Genomic DNA, 18,359 nt, shown 5'->3' with positions numbered 1-18,359 from the left:
ATGAAATACTAATTTAATTTCTTGATTACAACAGAAGCGTTTACGCTTGCTTGCGTGCCTCCGATCGGAGTCGCAAGGCCAACAGCTGCAGCAGAAGAATGATTTCTAAGAGTAATAACATCACCGGCTCCTACAGCGAATATGACTTGACCAGTGGTCTGCTGCGTTCCGGCACCTGCAGCATATATGGTTCCCGGTACCAGATTGCCGTTAACAAATAGTGCAAATTGATTCGGCTCTGAACCTGATACGGAGTAAGTAACCTCGTAAATGCCCGCAGAAGTAACCAAAATCTGAGTGGTTCCGGGGGCATGCGTAATTCCAGGTGTAAGGAAACCGTTTGTATCAAAAACAACATCAGCTTCTATCGCAACCGTTTGAGCACTTAAGTTGTAAACGTACCCGAACTCGGATAACCCAGCACCCGTGGCTCCTGTGGCTCCTGTGGCTCCTGTGGCTCCTGTGGCTCCTGTGGCTCCTGTGGCTCCTGTGGCTCCTGTGGCTCCAACTGCACCTGCAGTGCCTACTGCGCCTGCAGTACCTACTGCTCCTGCAGCACCGACGCTTCCTGCTTCACCAACGCTTCCTGCTGTCCCCGCGGTACCAACGCTGCCCGCTGACCCTACACTGCCCGCCGACCCTACGCTGCCTGCTGACCCTACACTGCCTGCTGAGCCTACAGCTCCAACGGCACCTACTGCACCTAAAGCCTCTGGAGGAATATTTACCTGTACAATTTGCCTTTTGACGACAATTTTCTTGCAACAACATTTTCTCTTAGTAGGGCAGTCAATAACTTTTTTCTTTTTGCAGCCCTTTTTTCGCTTAGTTTGAGGACAACCCAATTCCAGCACCTCCAATTAGATTTGTTGTATACTACTCCACTTGTCTATTGGGGGCATGGACGCTTGTCTTGCAACTCATGGACGACTATCTATTTCTAACCAAAGATAGGTAATTGTACAAGGGAGATTCATCTAGTAAGAATTGAAAAATGTTTATATAACCAATTACAACTACTTCAGAAAATTATATACTAAGAGAGGACAACTCATTAAAGCCCTAAGTTATGACCCTCCTATGAAATATCAGTGAGGGTCATTTTTTTCATAAGGAAGACAATCCTAAGGAAGGAGATTAGGCCATGTTTTTACATGAGATAGTTATAATGAGCGAGAGAATTCCGAATCCAAACGTATATCCGTTTCATATTCCATCGATCAAACACCTGGACAGATTGTCATTGAATAATAACGTAACGTTTTTCGTTGGGGAGAACGGTTCGGGGAAATCTACGCTTCTAGAGGCTATTGCTTATCAGTGCGGCTTTAACCCTGCCGGCGGCAGTCAAAATAACCAATACGAGCTGGATTCGTCGGAAGCACAGCTGGGGGATTATATTCGGCTCTCTTGGATGCCCAAGATCAACTCCGGCTTTTTCCTTCGGGCGGAGACGTTCTACAGCTTTGCCTCGCATATCGATGAACTTGCAAGGGAACATCCCGGGGCGTACGACCCCTACGGCGGGAAATCTTTGCACCATCAATCGCACGGGGAGTCCTTTCTCTCCTTATTCCAGAATCGTTTCGGGAAGCGGGGGATCTATTTATTAGATGAACCGGAGGCCGCCCTCTCCCCGCAAAGGCAGCTCGCGTTCTTAAGCATCATCCACGACCTGCAGAAAACCGCTCAGCTCATTATCGCGACGCATTCGCCGATCCTTCTCGGCTATCCGAACGCCGACATCTATCACTTCAACGAAGCATCCATTCAGCCCATTCGATACGAGGATACGGAGCATTATCAGATCACCCGGAGGTTCTTGGAGAATAAAAGCTTTTATTTGAAGGAGTTAATGGATTAAAGCCGCATTTCATCGCATTTGACTCCCCCTATTTCGCGACTTATGATGGGAATTACAACCAACTTTCGAAGGAGGACCTAACATGATTCCATTCGCAAGACCTCCCTGCTAAGACATAATCGCCAGCCCGCCGCGAGCCCCCCCTATTCCGATTGAGCCTGCAAACCCAATCGGATTATGGAGAGGAGCTCCCTCGTGGACTATACAAGCAATTTATGGAAGCTATATGCCTTTCGGTTTATTTCCAGCCTCATCCCGGCCTACGTTATCGAAAGGCTTTACTGGGAAGAGCGAGGCATGACCATTCAGAAGGTCGTTTTTACCGAGATTATTTATGCGCTGACGATCGTTCTCTTGGAGGTCCCGACAGGCATTATGGCCGACAAATGGGGACGGAAAAGGATGCTCGTACTGAGCGCTATTCTCGGATGCAGCGAGTTTCTAATCCTTCTGTTCGCGACGGAATTCTGGCACTTTGCCACGGTCGTGTTCTTAGCCGGCATCAGCCGCGCTTCCAGCAGCGGATCGGAAAACGCCCTTCTCTACGATACCTTGGCGTTGCAAGGAAAAGCCGCATCGTTCGAGAAGCAATTAGGCAGATTGAACGCTTGCGACTTCGGATCCGCCATGCTTGCCGCCCTGTGCGGAAGCTTGCTCGCCAGTAAATTCAACTTAGAGCTGAACTATTGGATATCGCTCGGAAGCGCACTAATCGCACTACTCCTCTCGATATCGCTTATCGAGCCTCCAGAAGCAGCCGGTGACGCCTCGGACGAGGACGAGGACGAGGACGACGTTCCGTTCAAGCGATATGTAACTGAATCCCTGCGCTTCTTTCGGGTGAATCCAGGTGTCCGCCTGATCGTACTCTCCGGAATGATCACGGGAGCAGCCATGGGATACATCTACGAATTCTGGCAGCTTTACGCGAACAGACTGGAAGTGCCGATCATCTTCTTCGGCGTGCTGTCGGCCGCGATCATGCTTCTGCAGCTGCCAGGAAATCTTCTGGCCCATCTGCTCATACGCCGATTCAGCTACAGGACGCTGATCTTCATCGTTATAACCGTGATCGCTATCGGCTTCACCTATGTGGCCGCAAGCATGGACTACATCGGTCTCGCGGCGATGCTCGTCATCTGCTTGTTCTCCGGCGTGATGGAGCCGATTGCTGCCGGATACTTGCATCACCGAATCGATTCCTCCATGCGGGCAACGATCGATTCCTTCCGGTCGTTAGGGGAGAATGCGCTGAGTATCATCGTAGGTCTTGGCTTCGGGTACTTTTCTACCCAATATGATGTGTTCGGAAGTTACGGCTTCATCGCATTCGTGTGCTTTGCGTTCCTTATTTGGTTCATTGGCGCATCGCGTAAGTTCGTATAATAGGAGTCTCATTATGACAGAACCATTGAAAGAGCCTCGGATCGATGGTAAGAATATGAATTTACGCTATGCACGGGAGTCTGATCTTGAAGCGTATCTCGCTTTTTTGCAAGATCCTGAAATGACGCGGTTAACGGGTTCTCAAGCAGAATTCACGCGTGATCAGATTGCGGATTGGATCAGGAAAATTGGTGTTATCCATGAGGAGCGCGTCGATTTCATGATTGCTTTGAAGGAAACCGATGAATTGATAGGAGAAGTCGTGTTGAACGAAATCGACTCCGTCAATCGCAGCGCGAATATCCGTATCGCCATTCAAGGAACCTCCCATCGCGGTAAAGGATACGGAACGGAAGCGATGATTCATATGCTCCGGCACGGCTTCGAAACGTTAAAGCTGCATCGCATCCATTTGGGTGTCTATGCTTTTAATCCCCGGGCGATCCATGTGTACGAGAAAATCGGCTTTCAACGGGAAGGCGTAGAACGAGATGCTCTTTATCAGGATGGGGAATTTCATGACATGATCATGATGTCCATGCTGGAGGATGAGTACCGTTCCTTGTACGGAAAAGCCGATTAAGTTAGTGACACCAACGAAACGGTAGCTATAAGCAAGCGGTTGCTTGGGCTGCCGTTTTTAACTTCAGGAGGCATTTTGCTATGAAAGTACTAGAAACGGATAGGCTGATTCTTCGTCGGCAGACGCTTGAAGATGCGTTTTATTTTGGAGCTCGTCAACAACTCACGACTAAAGTCGCAAGCTTGTAACTGCCCGGAAGTGCGAACGGCGAAGAGCCTCCTTCCTTAGGGTGGCGTTACAATAGGCAGGCTGACATCTGCCCGATGGTATAGGTTTACCTACACAACCACTTCAGCGATGTATTTGATTCCCATACGCTGAAGATTCATGGCGGCGACACGATCATCATTTGAGCTGTAGCCACATGCGGTGCAGCAAAAGCGATGCTTCTTCTTATCTCGATTCGCTTTTGCAGCGCGCGTACACTTCGGACAGGTTTGCGACGTATAACGGGGATCGACCGCAATCACCCTGGCACCGCGATGATTGGCCTTATACTCAATCATCTGCCGTAACTGGTAGAATGACCAAGATACCGTTTCATAGCGATCTTGTACGCGCACACATTCTGTTACCTTGCGAACGCCAGATAAGTCTTCCACAACAAATAACGTGTTAGGATCATAACGGTGAACGAGTGCCTTCGAAATGCGATGATTCACATCCGTCATCCAGCGGTTTTCTCGATCTCCGATCCGTTTTAACTTTCTGCGGGAGGAGGGGGTACCCACTTTCTGCAGGTTCTTACGCAGATGCTTGTATTGCGACCGCTTATCCTTGATCGATCTGCCAGGGTAGAAGAGGCACTTGCCTTGGGTATCATAGCTCGTCGCCACAAAGTTGATGCCCAGATCAATACCGACAACCTGATGGATCGATTTCCAAGCTGTTTCATCAACCCCTTTACGCATGGGGATATGTAAGAAGAACTTCCCGCGCTTATAGATCAGTTTGGCGGTGCCAAATACCCAAGTACCGTCAAAATAGGTTTCCATGCCTTTGGTTTCATAAGGCACTTTGATCCGTCCATCTAGCGTGTTCACCGAGAACAAGTGCTTACCCAGCGAATAGTCGCGATGCCATACCAAATCGTACTCAGGTTTCTTGAAGCAGATGGATGTCCAAGGGTGACCGTTACTGATTAGCGACTTGTATCTGGCAACAACTGTTTTAATCACGGACTGCGCCATCTGCGATCGCAAGGAGAAGGTGGCGCGTAATTCCCGGTAGACCATGGTGTGCAGCGCCGATAAAGAAAGAATCTTCTTCTCAAACACGAGTCGAGAAACAAAATTACTCGCTTGTCGATACGCGCGAGAGGTCTGAAGTAGCCAATCCATCTGTTCTGGTGTGGGCATGATTTTCACTTTAGCGGTCAATGTCACCTGCAATGGATCACCACATTTCACGAGGACATAGAAGTTAAAACCTCAAGAAGAACAAGGTTTTCTCTACCTCTATTATACCAAACATTCGTTCGTATTTAGAGTATTTCGTGTAAATAACTACAACTTTTAGATGGGAGGAAGTAAAGGGGCTGGGGCAATTTCAGGAGGACGAAGAGCACGCAAATTCCTCTCACGACTAAAGTCACGAGTGTCCTTTACGCAAATCATGAATGATCCTTCATGGATCCAGTATATAGGCGATAGGGGCTTAAGAACCCTAGACGACACACGTAAACAAATATTAGAAGGTCCTATAGCTATGTATGACCGCTTGGGTTATGGATTCTACATAATGGAGTTGAAAGACGGAGGTATTCCCATCGGAATATGCGGACTCGTCAAACGGGATTTCTTGGAGGACCCGGATGTCGGGTATGCTTTACTCCCTGCGTTCTGGGGAAAAGGGTACGCCTACGAGGCTGCTTCCGCAGTGATGGATTATGCAAAATCCGTTCTTGGGCTAAATCGAATTGCGGCTATTACGTCCGAGGATAATCATGCGTCCGCCAAGCTGCTGGAAAAACTGGGGTTGCATTATGAACGCATGATTCGGTATGCGAATACCGACGAAGAAGTCCGCCTGTATACGAATTATTTATGAGAAAGAACCTCATCATGAGTCTGTTCGAGTATTTGAAAGGGGTATATGAAGCTTGGATCGACTATCCCCAAAGAGAAGGCGCCGTCATCGCTAACAAATACCGAATTCAACGATTCCTTGGCATTGGCAGCTACGGCTTAACCTACATATGCCTGGATGCGGATTCCGGTCAAGAGGTCGTTCTAAAGCAAGCGAAGCCAAGCAAGGGAGCGGTCGGTCGAGATTTATTGTACCGGGAGATTAACGTTCTGGAGCGGCTGCGGCATCCTTCGATTCAGAAATATTTAGCGTCGTTCGAATATAAGAACAAGTTGTATATGGTAACCGAGCACGTGAAAGGCCAGACTGTGGAAGATTTGATTTTCGAGCGAGGGGCAGTGTTTTCCGAAAAAGAGGCGCTTCGGTTCGTTCGCAGATTGATGGAGATTTTAAGTTATGTTCATGAACAAGGATTCGTTCATCTTGATATCCGGATACCGAACGTCATATTAGATGGCGATCAGATCCACCTCATTGATTTCGGCTTGGCCCGTCGCTTGGGAGAGCCGATTCGCACGGATTTCGGATCGGATGAGAAGACAACGCTAAGTAGAACCGCCGAGGTTTCAAACGATTTATATGCGGTTGGCCATTTTATTCTTTTTATGCTTTATTCCGGTTATGAATCGTCCAATTCCGAATCTGAATCAAATTTAGGATGGGAGGACGAACTGAATATATCGCCGATGACCAAGCATATGCTTCGCAAACTGCTCCAGATTGATCCTCCTTATAGGAATACGCAACAGTTTGTGCGGGATTTGGACCTTTGGTTGTATCAATGAGGACATAAAAAAGAGCCGCGGCACGCGGCTTTTTTTGATTAGCTGGAGCTTCTATATTTATTTTTGTAGTAGCCTTGGCCTTGGTTATGGTGGCCGTAACCTTGGTCGGACGAATTCCGACGACCGTAATGTTGCTTGCGACCGCTGGAACTATAGCGATGACGTCCATTCTTGGAATGTTGGACGGACCCTAACAATTTTTGAAGCAACCGCTTGAGCATTTCTTCATCCCTCCTTCGGCTTAGTTTTTACTACGGGTAGCGGGTCGCGAAGTTTCATCATATAACCTGTTCTTAGAACCCAAAGTTTAAAGAAAGCGAGCCAGCCCAGAGCGGTAACGAAAACCGAAATAAACAACAAAGTCGATATAAACGGCAACTTCCATACGATATCATTCCAGTTTTCAATGGAAGAACCCGTAACTAATACCAGTCGAGGACATATGTCCTTCCCAAACCGCTTGGATTTATCTTTTAATTAGGGAGAAATCTAAAGTGAGGAGAGTAAATATGAGAGGGAGTCTATTTGCGTTTTTAGGCGGAGCCTTTATCACTTTGCAAGGAGTAGCCAATTCCCGAATCAGTCAAGATATCGGCACATGGCAAGCGGCGACGATTACCCAGTTAACCGGATTTATTATGGCCTTGCTTATCCTGATTTTCGTCCGTGATGGAAAATGGCAAAAGCTTAAGCAAGTAAAACCGTTGTATCTGACTGGCGGCGCCTTTGGGGCGGTTATTATTTTCAGCAATATCACGGCTATTCATCGGATCGGTGTTACTCTTACTATATCTGCTCTGCTGATTGCCCAACTGAGCCTGACCTTTATTATTGATAGTAAAGGATGGTTCGGCGTGGCGAAGATGAAGATGAGGCTGCCACAATTCATCGGCATCGGGATGATGATAGCCGGCGTGGTGATACTGAGGTTTTGATTGGAGATGAACCGAGTAATGAAAGAAATCAATGATCGGGAGCAACTAAATCATTATTTGCATGCTCATCAAATAGAATCCGTATTTAACGAACAATTACAACCCTATTTGTCGCTATACAGCTTTGATCAAGGGGAACTCATCTGTTCCCAAGGAGAACCTTCGCAGTATCTGTACGTGCTTGTTAAGGGAAAATTGAAAATCTATACTACCTCTGCGGAAGGCAAATCGCTTATTCTCTCTTTTAAGACGCCGCTTGAGGTGATCGGGGATATTGAATACGTTCGGGGTACTGACATAATCAATACCGTTGAGGCGGTATCGTCTGTCTCTATGATCGGCGTTCATCATCGTTGGTTGAAAAAATACGGAAGAGATTATTCGCCCCTGCTCCGGTTTTTGCTGGAAATCATTACGCGAAAGTTTTACGTGAAGTCCAATTCTATGAGCTTTAATCTGATGTATCCGGTAGAAGCGCGATTGGCTAGTTATCTATTATCCGTCTCCTTTGATGAATCCGATTCTCAATATAAAGGACAACTAAGCACTGCCAGTCTCAGGGATGCAGCGAACTTGATCGGAACCAGCTATAGACATCTGAATCGGGTCATCCAACAATTTTGTACGGAGGGACTGATCGAGCGTAATAAAGGGTTCCTCTTTGTTAAGGACAGGGATGGATTAAGCGCGCTGGCTAGTCAAAATATCTACGAATAACTCAACATATGGGAGAGAAACAGTCATGATTGCGGGACTATTATTGGCGCTAATCGCAGGTTCGCTGGTAAGCTTGCAAAATATTTTCAACAGCAAGGTGAACGAGCGCGCCGGGTCCTGGGCAACAACAACCATAGTATTAGGTTTGGGTTTCTTGGCTTCGCTAACGATCGGTCTAATCTTTGAAGGGAAGCATCTATTTATTTTGCAAAATATGCAGCCCTGGTACTGGATCAGCGGTTTGATCGGAGTAGGAGTAGTCGTCTGTCTGGTGCAAGGGATTAGACTACTCGGTCCTACGTATGCCATCTCTATCGTTCTGACATCTCAGCTCGGGTTTGCTTTATTGTGGGACTCCCTAGGCTGGTTAGGTCTAGAGAAGGTCCCTTTTACTTTCAAGCAATTGATAGGCGTGCTGGTCATCGTCGGCGGCATTATTGTATTTAAAATAGGCGGTCGACGCGAAAGTCAAACCTTAATATCGAGAGCCACTTCAATAACCTGAACTTCCGGGGAATCGATGGGGTCGTGATCTCGTAATTCGCCGAATTGCAAACCCGTCAATTCTTCGATGCGGGAGATGGGAACCTGGTACGTTTTGAAAGCTCCGTAAGCAAACTCCAGGTTCTCGATCAAGTTCTTCTGCGTCTGCAAGTAGGCGGTAGCGGACAGCGTTCCGTCTACCTTCACCATTGCTGCTACCTTCCAGAATTCGGCCGGGATTTGAACGCCTCGATAGACCCTGTCATCCGTCCTAAACACAGGCCCGGTAAATACGGTAACCTTAAGTTTGTCGTTTTCCGCATGGTCCAGAATATAATTCTCAAGCTCCAGCCAAGTATTTTGATTCAAATAAGCATGTTGGGGGGAACAATTCGTGAAATGGAACGTATCTCGATTCGCCTCCTCGGCCTTGTCTCCCCATACCGGATCGCGTCTTCGTACGAGATGTCCCCGATCCAGCGAGTTACCGCTGTACAATTCTGGACCGCATTGATAGAGGCGATCAATCCGAGGATCGAAATACCATTTGTCATTGTCGCGCTGCACATCGATTAATTGATTGCCATCGATATTCACGACTGTGTAGTAGGCGAGCCTGCGGGTTTTACTCATCACGATGGAAAAATGGGTATAGTGTAAAATAGTGCCGCCGCTGCTCACGGGAGCCAAATCTTGAACCACGTTGGATGAGTACGTAGGGTGGGGTACGGTATATTCTTCGCCGAGAAATGCCGGATCATATCCGGTTAAGCCATCATAGCTATCGATGCTTAGTTCTTCCGCCGGCATCGTTTCCGCCTTAATGTCATTGAATTGCCACTGCTTCATCATCGCGTCGAGAAGCATTTTCCGATCATCCGCAAGCCCGGATTGCTGGCTTCGGACAAAATCTACGATACTGCTGATACGGATGCCTTCGTTGGCTATGTATTGTCCGTTGCCTTTAGGATCCGGTACGCCTGCATGATGAAGAGCAACGACAATCCATTCGTCATTAAACACAGGCGAGCCCGATGAGCCTTCCATCGTATCCGACGAGTATTGGATGTAATCGTCCACGACATCCGTTATTTTGTTTTCTCTGATGGTTACGGCTTTAGGCGCTCCTCCCGGATGTTGGATGATAGATACGTATTCACCTATTAACGCCTTTCCGGATGGCCTCAAGAGCGGCAAAAAACCGAATTCGCTTAATGGACTTTTATCGGAAGATAGTTCCTCCAAAGCGACGAGCGTGAAATCCAGCTTGGCATCGGTCATAAAAAATCTTCCGGGTACAAAACGAAAGTTCACGGCACGGCGTTCTTTCAAGTCGAGACCTAGCTCATAGTTAAATTGTCCCAGACTGAACAGCGCGGCGTCTTCGTTCTCCAATACATGATTGTTGGTTAACAGCAAACAAGGAGAAACAAGAAATCCGGTACCATAACCTAGGACCCTTCCCAGGCGATCCCGCACTTCGATCCGACAGACCGCTCTTCCCGCTTTCAAACCACCCTCCAGATAGGAGATTGGAAACAAATCATTATTCCCGATAATTCGTTCAATAGCCAATCCGTCTAGGGGATTAATGATGGCTCTGCGAAAAGAAGCGCGTTCCCGCGTATCGACTTCCAGCGGACTTTTCGATTTGAGTTCGTGCGCGCTATTTTCTCGTATACCGGTTCGCTCTATATAGCGCCGTAACGCCTGCTGTTGTTGCATCGCAACAAGATCTCCATTAATCTGCGGCAATTGGTCCCCACGTAGCATTGACACTTGGCATCCACTCCTCGATTATATTTTTTTGCGATGCAGGATCGGCTTTCATCTCCTATGATAGGACATTTAATGAATGCGTCCATCGGCAGAACGAATCAATTATGGAGTACCCATAGGTTACAAATGGCATGATTTTAACCAAATGAAGGCAAACTATATGTGACTGGTTTACTTATATCACCACTGTAACGGAGGAAGCTTATGCCTATTTTCAAACCTTCCCAAATTGCGCGCTCGATTTATGAAGTAGACGGAGATGCACTTCAGCGGGCAGGAATTAAAGGAATAATACTGGACTGGAATAATACGTTAATCAAAAAGAATGCCGAGTCTTTATCGGATTCGATGAAAACATGGCTGAAAAACTTTCAGTCCCGATATGCGATAAAGCTGATTATCGTCTCAAACAGCAAACCTCCGGCACAAGAACACGGGCTGGTTAATGAGTTTCCGACTCTGTTCAAAGCGGGGAAACCGAAGAAAAAAGCATTTCTGGCCGCATTGGATGTACTTGGAACCCGCAGAAACGAGACGGCGGTTATTGGTAATGGTATTATCGCCGATTTATGGGGCGGAAACCGGTTAGGGATGCGCACGATTTTCGTGTCTCCTATTTGGACGAGACCTCGATTACTTGGAATGGTAAAACGGCTGGTGGTAAAAGCGCTTCGAGTATAGACGCACGTGATACATTGGACCAACTCAAACAGGGCAGCCCATAATGATTATCTTGGGAGGTGGTCGCTTTTATGCAGGTTATTAATAATAGCTTTATCAATGGGGATGTTGAGGTTTTTTAATGCTAATAATACGGAGCCTGCGACCGGTGAGAACTGTGGCTTTACAACGGTATAGCGCTTATTGCTTCCGGCGGTGGAGAGTTGTTCACTTAGTGCTCGATAGAAATATGGACTATTGACGACACTGCCAATGAATGTGGCCGCGACCTCATTGCTTATGAAGGAGGAGGCTATAAGCTCAATGCCGACCTTCATCTGGTCAATCGCCCGATTGCACACTCGCACGGCAACTGAACTGCCATGTTCTGCCGCCGCGGTAATGAAAGGAGCGAACTCGCCAAATCGTTTATCGCGCTCTCGTCTATCCTCGGTAAATCCTCGTATAGCTACCGCAGCAAATTCGCTAATGGATGACACGTTCCAATGCTCCAGCATGAGTCGAATAAGATTACTGTCCGTTGCGTTTGAATGACCCGCAAGCGTTTCGTATACTGCATCATACGAAATAAATCTTGCAGCACTCGTTGCATAATGGTGAAAATCATAATTGCGGATGAATTGCCCATCCTCTGTGATGCCTGCGATAATAGACCCGGTTCCCGCAATGACAACAATACCCGGCTGCGTCATTAACGCGCCGGAATGAGCGGATACGGCGTCATTCACATGCCATTTTGGACATGTTAATCCGGGAAGATCCGTTAAAGGAATAATCCAATCCAGATCGGATGGATTGTCATATCCGGCAATTCCAGCTGCAAGAGCTTGTACCTGCTCGCTTGTTCTGCCTGTCATATGCAACGCTTCGGCAATCGCTTCATGTACATTAAGAGTAGCTTGTTCGTCTTTATAAATGGAGGCGGAGCCTCGCTCTATGTAAGAAAGCACGTTTCCATCAAGGTCACTGACCATGACGCGGGTATACGTCCCGCCGCCATCAATTCCAATTACAACCTCTGAACTCATGTGAAACCCTCCTTAAAATTTTAAGAATGCAAAAACAGTCTCATGTACATCCGCTCTTATTGTTTCATATGTCATTGTCTCTTGACAATCCGATGGGAGGAAACTCCTATGAACGCACCGGACAGCCGTTCGAGCTTGCTCCGACCTACATTTACTTGGCGTCTGATGATTCCTCTTTCGTAACGGGACAGGTACTTCACGTCAACGGCGGCATCATGACGGAAACCTGAAATATTATCTGACCTGAACCGAAAGAAGGGCTGCCAATTGGCAGCCCTTCAAGGAATCTGTTCTTTACTCTCCAGCACCAGTTGGTGAGTCGCAAGATCAGGATCGTATACATACCGGGTGGCGCCGTCTTGGCCGGCTCCTCTGCCGCCTTCGACCACCAGTTTTCCTTCGACGGCTTGAGGCAGGTTGTTGGGCGACGTAGTCCAATTGGGGTAGGTTTCCTCCCCATTTAGGAATGTGAAGTTCGATACCTCGCCTGTTTCTTTATCGATGCCGTAAGCGTAGAACTCCAAGCCATGGCAGTCCGTGTAGCGCGGAATGAACAGGTATAACTCGAGTTTTGGGAACTCCAATTTCATGAACTCTATGGTGTTATTTTCTCGTTGGATCATTTCCAGCTGATTGAATTCTTGTATAAGCGTTTCATCGCCAGATCTCTTATGAAAATAAAGCTCGTAGTCGCCCGAGTACTGGAGATCGTTCTCCTGTCCAAGGCAGCTTGGCGCACCCAACGCCTGGATTTTTTCATCGCCGCCTTTTGCGGGACGCAACTGGAATAATCCGAAAGAAGTGTCCCCGACTGCCCGGACGCCTTCGTTAGGGGGAGGCATTTCAGGGTTGCCCGACGGATCGTCGTTGGCAGGCGGCTCCGTAGGCGGAGCCTCTTCAACGCCCGGCCCGATTTGCGTGGTGAGGATGTTGCCCTCGATGTCCATGTCTTTGAAAATGGCGCGTTCTACTTTCCGGTCTTTCCAATATACGACCAATTGAGATTCGATCTTTCCATTTCGGATTCCTTGAAGATCGAAGATTGCCTCTTCGTCCGTGTCCCCGCTGTTCTGTGCAATCACGTACCCGTCATTGACGCCGAAGTCGTAACGCCACGTATCGACTGCGCTCCAAGTAGACATGTCGTTTGGATCTTCCTTATGACCTTGCGCGAAATCCCGACGGACGCCCTGCCCATCAAAGTCGTCGCCGAAAGCCTGCTTGACCCCTTCCTCCGACATCCCGACTTGCAAGTGATCCAGCACGTATTGTATGGGCATGACCGGCTCATCCGCGTTGCCGCCAGACTGACGGAAAGAACCGAAGGGTTGGCTCGCCGCAGGAACCAGAGCAATAGCAATGAATAGGAAAACCGCCGCCACAACAGCCGCAGCCCAGGGATTCAAACGTCTTTTGGGGCTTTTCGACCATTCCGCCTTCGTATGCGACTCCATTTCTTGCTGCATTTTCGAATCGAATATGGCTTTTTCGAACGGACCTTTTCTTAGTCGCGCATACCACTCCGGTTTATGATCGCTCATGGCGCTCCACCTCCTCCAGGAATGCCTTCATTTTGGCGCGGGCCCTGTGCAGCCGCGACTTCACGGTACCGATCGATATTCGCAGCAATAATGCGATCTCCGTCTGAGGCATTTCATAATGGGCTTCGAGAATCAGAACTTCACGGTATTTCGTCGGGAGCTTCATGACCAGTAACCAAATGGAGTCCGCATAGGTACGATTCAAGTAATGCTCCTCCGCCGACGGGGCGCTTGGGGCCGGGTAAAGGAAGTCGAGCAGCGTTACCTTCCGGAAAAAAGCGGATTTCTTCTGATTAATGGCTATGTTCCGCGTGATGGAAAAAAGCCAGGTCCGCACGGACGACTGACCCCGAAAGGAGGAAATGTGCAGAAACGCCTGCAAAAACACATCTTGTGCGATATCGTCGGAAACGTGGTGGTTCTTGGTCAACAGGAAGGCGTAATTCCATACATCCTGCCCATGCTCCCGCATCAGATCGTTCAGGGACGGGGACTGTATGCTGGTTACGTTTTTCAAATAATCGTGCGCCAACTTGCTCACCTCGATAAATTAGACAATTCAGCACGCAAAAGGTTCCCATTTTCTATTTGAATACAATAATTTAACGGCTACCGCAGAGGTAGCCGTTAATTCGTTAACCGTGTTGGCCGATTCGCGCTCACACGACGTTCACGAATCTAGCGAGGGCACGGATGCTATTGAGAGGATTTTGATCCGCGCTTCCGTCCGGATTCGTTGAAGTGGAAACCACGAGAACGGCCTTTACTCCCGGTCGCGTATTGCTCAGCGCGATTAGGCCAGCCCTGAAGCTGAACGTAAACGACTCCCCGGGAAAAAGAAGAGCAACCTGGACGCCCGGCACCACGATGTTAAGAATCCCGGCGAACTCGCTTTGGACATTCAGCCGTACGACGGCTATCGCGAGTTGCGTTCCTACATTTCTTGCGGTTACTAATACGGTGCGCTCTGCTCCGCTTCCTCTCGCCAATGTTAGGATCTGATTCGTATTGTTCCAGTTGACTGTACGAAGGCACGTAATCGCGACATCAGACAGTCGTTGTTCCTGCCTCGCGCCGGCATACTTTTGGAGCAGTTTGTTTCTCAGCGTTTTGTTGCGGATATATTTCGAGCTGAGAAGCCGGCTTTTCAACCCCTTGTTCCTGGATGCGACATCCGTTGCTTTCCCTTTCTTTATATTGACATTGATCCTTTTGCCTTTTCCCATCATGCATCTCCTCTTTCGGAACGAACCAAGGTATACGGCATTCTATGTGCCGCACGGACGGGCCCGAATGGGATAAATCTTCTAAGTTTATGAACTTGTATGGTTGTCCAAAGGGTAAAAACGGGTTAGTGCCCATCATCAAATGCCGTCGATTTTTAAAATGCTTTTAATATGTTAGTTAGTGAACTTCAAGAAAGGCAAACAAACATAAATAGCAGCACAGGAGAGGAATGGCACCCTTGGGAAAATGGTTTCTTCATCGCTTCTATTCAAGAGACTCCGAAATCCGAAAGCATTTGCCTCCAACCTCGATATTTAATGCGCAGACTTTGAGAATATTTATGAAGAAATATGGAGCAGTCTATATTAAACCCGATAATACCCACATGGGTAAAGGAATTATGAAAGCTTGGAAAACTCGCGGAGGATACGCCTTTGTCCTTTTGAGGGGAACTACCGTAAAATGCGCTTCCTTGGATGCGCTGTACACAGAGATCAAAAAACGGTCTTTTTCCCAGCCATACATCATTCAAAAAGCCATTCCTCTTGCCCGCATTAAAGGCAGGCCTTTCGATATCCGGGTTATGATGATGCGCAACTTACGGGACCGCTGGCAGTTCTTCGGGCTTTATTCGAAAGTAGCAGGGCCCAACAGTATTGTCACCAATGTATCCAGCTCGCGAGGCTATGTGACTCTCTTTGAAAAATCGATGAAGCAGTCGCTGGGGTACTCAAATGAAAAAGCTGCGAGAGTCAAAAACCGGCTTATTCGCCTAAGCCACAAAATCTGCAAGCGGGCCGGAAAGATAAGATATTATCAAAAGATCGGTAATGATTTCGCCGTTGATAAGAAAGGAAAAATAAGCCTTATCGAAGTGAATTTTAAGTATCCGGGCTTCACAGGTTTCTCCCGACTACCCAATCAAAAATATTACCTGGGCATCAAACGAATGAACAACATCCTCCGTAAAAGGCGGCGGCGAGGTTAACTGGTGAATTGCTGTCCAACTCAAACTTAAAATAATTCATTTACCGTCTTATGATAAGGCGGTTTTTCTTTTGGATTAGAAAAAACCTCCCCCCTTTACATTCACGCTGCGTGAACGTTTACAATGGTTATGCGGGGGTGATCGACATGAAAATAAAAGAGGTGGCAAGTAGGCTTAACATTTCGCCGAGAGCGATAAGATTCTATGAGGAGAAAGGACTGCTGTCTCCTATCAAGGAGCCAGCCAACCTCTATCGGACATTCTCCGAGAAGGATATCTGGAGGCTTCAAACCATCATTTCCCTTAGAGAAGCAGGAATGTCCGTAGCGGATATACGACTGGTTTTGGAGAAATGGGACGAGAACGACAAAGAGGAACTACAGTATTATCTAGAGCTGCAACGATCGGTCATGATGTCGGAGTGGCTGCAGATCAAGCAGGTCGTCGAGACGACGGACCATATGATCGAGCTTCTCAAAACGAAACAATCGCTGCCTCTCGAGCATATTTTCCGACTCGCCGAAGCGTCCAAACAGCTGCGGGAGCATCGCGGCAACTGGAAGGACAAATGGGATTACAATCAACAAGCGCCTACTCACGATGAGCGGGTAGCCGCCAATACCGGGAATTATGCCGATTACGACAAAGCATTGGATCTTATCGTGCGATTGGTGTCACCGTCGGGAGACGAACAGGGGCTCGACATCGGAACAGGGACCGGAAATTTAGCCGCTAGATTTATGGAACGGGGCATCTCGATGTCGGGGGTCGATCAGTCCAAGGAAATGCTCCGGCATTGTCAGAGAAAATATCCCGCTCTAGAAACGAGAATAGGCAATTTCCTAGCGTTACCCTACCTCGAAGAGCAATTCGACTTCGTCGTATCCAGCTTCGCCTTCCATCATCTAACCCCCGACCAGCAGCTCCTTGCTCTAGAAGAAATGCGCAGGGTGCTAAAGCCGGGAGGACGCATCTGTATCGCCGATCTCATGAATTCCGAAGCTCATGAGGGTTCAACCAGTCCGAATTACCCTGCTATTCTAATGCTGAGGCATTGGTTCGAGAATAGTGGTTACCGCGTGGAAATTACCCCAATGAACGAATGGCTTCATATCATCTACGCCTGCAAGGAGGAGAGAAATCATGCCTGATCACGAAAGCATCTATAGGCGGGAAGCATCGCAATATCATGAATTAATCGCCAAGCAGCCGGGTTTAAAAGAGACCATCGAGGAAATCAAGCCGGTTAGCGGACTCGATATCGTGGATATGGGAGCAGGTACGGGCAGGCTGACGACGGTACTCGCGCCGGAAGCCCGCTCCATCATCGCGTTGGATGCCTCCGCCGCGATGTTAGAAGTGACTGGTGAGCGGTTACGCGCAGCGGGCGGCCCGCGGAAGTGGTCTACGCATGTCGCCGATCATCGAGAACTCCCGTTGCCGGATCAAAGCGCGGACCTCATCGTCTCGGGCTGGAGTATCTGTTACTTAACAAGCATGAACAATCCGGATTGGGAGCGGAATTTAGAGGAGGTCATCCACGAAATCAAACGCGTTCTTCGCCCCGACGGGACGGTCGTCATTCTTGAAACGATGGGCACCGGCTTCGAGACTCCCAACCCTCCGGATTTCTTATTGCCCTATTACGCGGCATTAGTGGATAAGTATGGTTTCTCGCACCGCTGGATCCGTACAGACTACGAATTCGACGATATCGTGCAGGCCGAGCGGTTAACCCGCTTCTTCTTCGGGGACGAGCTCGCGAACAAGGCCGTTGAGCAGAACCTCGTCCGTCTACCTGAATGCGCGGGCATCTGGTGGAAACATAACGATTGCTAATTTTGCACTACGCGTCCTTTTGACGATTGTATCGCACTCGCAGGACCGAGTTGATACGCTTTCGTTACCATCTCGGCTCAATTCGATTGCAGCAGACGGAGTTGGTACGATTTCGTTACTTTCTCGGCTCGATTCGACTACGGCGGACGGAGTTGGTACGATTTCGTTACTTTCTCGGCTCAATTCGATTGCGGCGGACGGAGTTGGTACGATTTCGTTACTTTCTCGGCTCAATTCGATTGCGGCGGACGGAGTTGATACGCTTTCGTTACCATCTCGGCTCAATTCGATTGCGGCGGACGGAGTTGGTACGATTTCGTTACTTTCTCGGCTCGATTCGACTACGGCGGACGGAGTTGGTACGATTTCGTTACTTTCTCGGCTCAATTCGATTGCGGCGGACGGAGTTGGTACGATTTCGTTACTTTCTCGGCT

Annotated in this window: 20 protein-coding genes and 2 pseudogenes; 13 read left to right on the top strand and 9 right to left on the bottom strand. The window is 48.3% G+C overall.

Going from position 1 to position 18,359, the window contains the following annotated elements:
* Nucleotides 1-8 precede the first annotated feature (8 nt).
* A complete protein-coding gene (locus E2980_RS15920; protein WP_205699983.1) occupies nucleotides 9-845 on the bottom strand; it encodes a BclA C-terminal domain-containing protein in 837 nt (278 codons plus the stop codon).
* Between the two features lie 299 nt (nucleotides 846-1,144).
* Between E2980_RS15920 and E2980_RS15915 the strand changes: the two genes are divergently transcribed.
* From E2980_RS15915 to E2980_RS15905, 3 genes are all read left to right on the top strand, one after another.
* On the top strand, nucleotides 1,145-1,864 hold the full coding sequence (locus E2980_RS15915) for an AAA family ATPase (RefSeq protein WP_135153164.1): 720 nt from the start codon (nucleotides 1,145-1,147) through the stop codon (nucleotides 1,862-1,864).
* Between the two features lie 195 nt (nucleotides 1,865-2,059).
* Nucleotides 2,060-3,250 carry an MFS transporter gene (locus tag E2980_RS15910; RefSeq protein WP_240703051.1) on the top strand — a complete coding sequence of 397 codons (1,191 nt, stop codon included), beginning with the start codon at nucleotides 2,060-2,062 and terminating at the stop codon, nucleotides 3,248-3,250.
* Between the two features lie 13 nt (nucleotides 3,251-3,263).
* Nucleotides 3,264-3,833 carry a GNAT family N-acetyltransferase gene (locus E2980_RS15905; protein ID WP_135153162.1) on the top strand — a complete coding sequence of 190 codons (570 nt, stop codon included), beginning with the start codon at nucleotides 3,264-3,266 and terminating at the stop codon, nucleotides 3,831-3,833.
* A 278-nt stretch (nucleotides 3,834-4,111) separates the two neighbouring features.
* Here E2980_RS15905 and E2980_RS15900 read toward each other — a convergent pair whose 3' ends face one another.
* Nucleotides 4,112-5,224, bottom strand: coding sequence for an RNA-guided endonuclease TnpB family protein (locus E2980_RS15900; RefSeq protein WP_135153202.1), 1,113 nt, complete (start codon nucleotides 5,222-5,224; stop codon nucleotides 4,112-4,114).
* 127 nt (nucleotides 5,225-5,351) lie between these two features.
* On the opposite strand from E2980_RS15900, the gene E2980_RS15895 reads away from it, so the two are divergent.
* A complete protein-coding gene (locus tag E2980_RS15895) occupies nucleotides 5,352-5,882 on the top strand; it encodes a GNAT family N-acetyltransferase (RefSeq protein ID WP_135153161.1) in 531 nt (176 codons plus the stop codon).
* Between the two features lie 14 nt (nucleotides 5,883-5,896).
* Nucleotides 5,897-6,706 carry a serine/threonine protein kinase gene (locus E2980_RS15890; protein WP_167747151.1) on the top strand — a complete coding sequence of 270 codons (810 nt, stop codon included), beginning with the start codon at nucleotides 5,897-5,899 and terminating at the stop codon, nucleotides 6,704-6,706.
* A gap of 38 nt (nucleotides 6,707-6,744) precedes the next feature.
* Here E2980_RS15890 and E2980_RS15885 read toward each other — a convergent pair whose 3' ends face one another.
* Together E2980_RS15885 and E2980_RS24740 are read right to left on the bottom strand one after the other, a co-directional pair.
* Entirely contained in the window at nucleotides 6,745-6,927 is a 183-nt protein-coding gene (locus tag E2980_RS15885; protein WP_135153159.1) for a hypothetical protein, read from the bottom strand.
* Nucleotides 6,928-7,009: 82 nt separating this feature from the next.
* Nucleotides 7,010-7,123, bottom strand: a pseudogene (locus E2980_RS24740) (DMT family transporter); the annotation flags it as partial.
* A 92-nt stretch (nucleotides 7,124-7,215) separates the two neighbouring features.
* On the opposite strand from E2980_RS24740, the gene E2980_RS15880 reads away from it, so the two are divergent.
* From E2980_RS15880 to E2980_RS15870, 3 genes are read left to right on the top strand one after another with little or no spacing between them, the layout of a single operon-like run.
* A complete protein-coding gene (locus tag E2980_RS15880) occupies nucleotides 7,216-7,641 on the top strand; it encodes a DMT family transporter (protein ID WP_135153158.1) in 426 nt (141 codons plus the stop codon).
* A gap of 18 nt (nucleotides 7,642-7,659) precedes the next feature.
* Nucleotides 7,660-8,358 (top strand): Crp/Fnr family transcriptional regulator, encoded by a 699-nt coding sequence (locus E2980_RS15875; RefSeq protein WP_135153157.1) that lies wholly within the window; start codon nucleotides 7,660-7,662, stop codon nucleotides 8,356-8,358.
* Between the two features lie 25 nt (nucleotides 8,359-8,383).
* Complete coding sequence (locus E2980_RS15870; RefSeq protein WP_135153156.1) at nucleotides 8,384-8,863, top strand: DMT family transporter; 480 nt, start codon at nucleotides 8,384-8,386, stop codon at nucleotides 8,861-8,863.
* Here E2980_RS15870 and E2980_RS15865 read toward each other — a convergent pair.
* Nucleotides 8,827-10,614, bottom strand: a complete 1,788-nt coding sequence (locus E2980_RS15865) for a DNA/RNA non-specific endonuclease (RefSeq protein ID WP_135153201.1) — start codon at nucleotides 10,612-10,614, stop codon at nucleotides 8,827-8,829. The genes E2980_RS15870 and E2980_RS15865 overlap by 37 nt on opposite strands.
* Nucleotides 10,615-10,824: 210 nt before the next feature.
* On the opposite strand from E2980_RS15865, the gene E2980_RS15860 reads away from it, so the two are divergent.
* Nucleotides 10,825-11,301: a YqeG family HAD IIIA-type phosphatase gene (locus E2980_RS15860; protein WP_135153155.1), complete on the top strand. Its 477-nt coding sequence runs from the start codon at nucleotides 10,825-10,827 to the stop codon at nucleotides 11,299-11,301.
* Nucleotides 11,302-11,348: 47 nt separating this feature from the next.
* Here E2980_RS15860 and E2980_RS15855 read toward each other — a convergent pair whose 3' ends face one another.
* Nucleotides 11,349-12,329 carry a BadF/BadG/BcrA/BcrD ATPase family protein gene (locus E2980_RS15855; protein WP_135153154.1) on the bottom strand — a complete coding sequence of 327 codons (981 nt, stop codon included), beginning with the start codon at nucleotides 12,327-12,329 and terminating at the stop codon, nucleotides 11,349-11,351.
* Between the two features lie 113 nt (nucleotides 12,330-12,442).
* Between E2980_RS15855 and E2980_RS15850 the strand changes: the two are divergent.
* A pseudogene (locus tag E2980_RS15850) lies at nucleotides 12,443-12,559 on the top strand (SDR family oxidoreductase); the annotation flags it as partial.
* A gap of 48 nt (nucleotides 12,560-12,607) precedes the next feature.
* Here the strand turns inward: E2980_RS15850 and E2980_RS15845 are convergent.
* The 3 genes from E2980_RS15845 to E2980_RS15835 all read right to left on the bottom strand — a co-directional run bounded on the left by E2980_RS15845 (nucleotide 12,608) and on the right by E2980_RS15835 (nucleotide 15,096).
* On the bottom strand, nucleotides 12,608-13,870 hold the full coding sequence (locus E2980_RS15845) for a hypothetical protein (RefSeq protein WP_135153153.1): 1,263 nt from the start codon (nucleotides 13,868-13,870) through the stop codon (nucleotides 12,608-12,610).
* Nucleotides 13,857-14,402, bottom strand: a complete 546-nt coding sequence (locus tag E2980_RS15840) for an RNA polymerase sigma factor (RefSeq protein ID WP_240703049.1) — start codon at nucleotides 14,400-14,402, stop codon at nucleotides 13,857-13,859. The genes E2980_RS15845 and E2980_RS15840 overlap by 14 nt, the downstream gene beginning before the upstream one ends.
* Before the next feature lie 127 nt (nucleotides 14,403-14,529).
* Nucleotides 14,530-15,096 carry a hypothetical protein gene (locus tag E2980_RS15835; RefSeq protein WP_135153152.1) on the bottom strand — a complete coding sequence of 189 codons (567 nt, stop codon included), beginning with the start codon at nucleotides 15,094-15,096 and terminating at the stop codon, nucleotides 14,530-14,532.
* A gap of 239 nt (nucleotides 15,097-15,335) precedes the next feature.
* Between E2980_RS15835 and E2980_RS15830 the strand changes: the two genes are divergently transcribed.
* The 3 genes from E2980_RS15830 to E2980_RS15820 all read left to right on the top strand — a co-directional run bounded on the left by E2980_RS15830 (nucleotide 15,336) and on the right by E2980_RS15820 (nucleotide 17,924).
* Entirely contained in the window at nucleotides 15,336-16,085 is a 750-nt protein-coding gene (locus tag E2980_RS15830) for a YheC/YheD family protein (RefSeq protein WP_167747150.1), read from the top strand.
* 146 nt (nucleotides 16,086-16,231) lie between these two features.
* Entirely contained in the window at nucleotides 16,232-17,236 is a 1,005-nt protein-coding gene (locus tag E2980_RS15825; protein ID WP_135153150.1) for a MerR family transcriptional regulator, read from the top strand.
* Nucleotides 17,229-17,924, top strand: a complete 696-nt coding sequence (locus tag E2980_RS15820; RefSeq protein WP_135153149.1) for a class I SAM-dependent methyltransferase — start codon at nucleotides 17,229-17,231, stop codon at nucleotides 17,922-17,924. The genes E2980_RS15825 and E2980_RS15820 overlap by 8 nt, the downstream gene beginning before the upstream one ends.
* The last annotated feature ends 435 nt before the right edge of the window (nucleotides 17,925-18,359 follow it).

The sequence above is a fragment of the Cohnella luojiensis genome (genome assembly GCF_004564235.1).
GTDB lineage: Bacteria > Bacillota > Bacilli > Paenibacillales > Paenibacillaceae > Cohnella > Cohnella luojiensis.
Note: the sequence above shows the minus strand (reverse complement) of the source record. Positions and strands in the feature narration are given on the sequence as shown.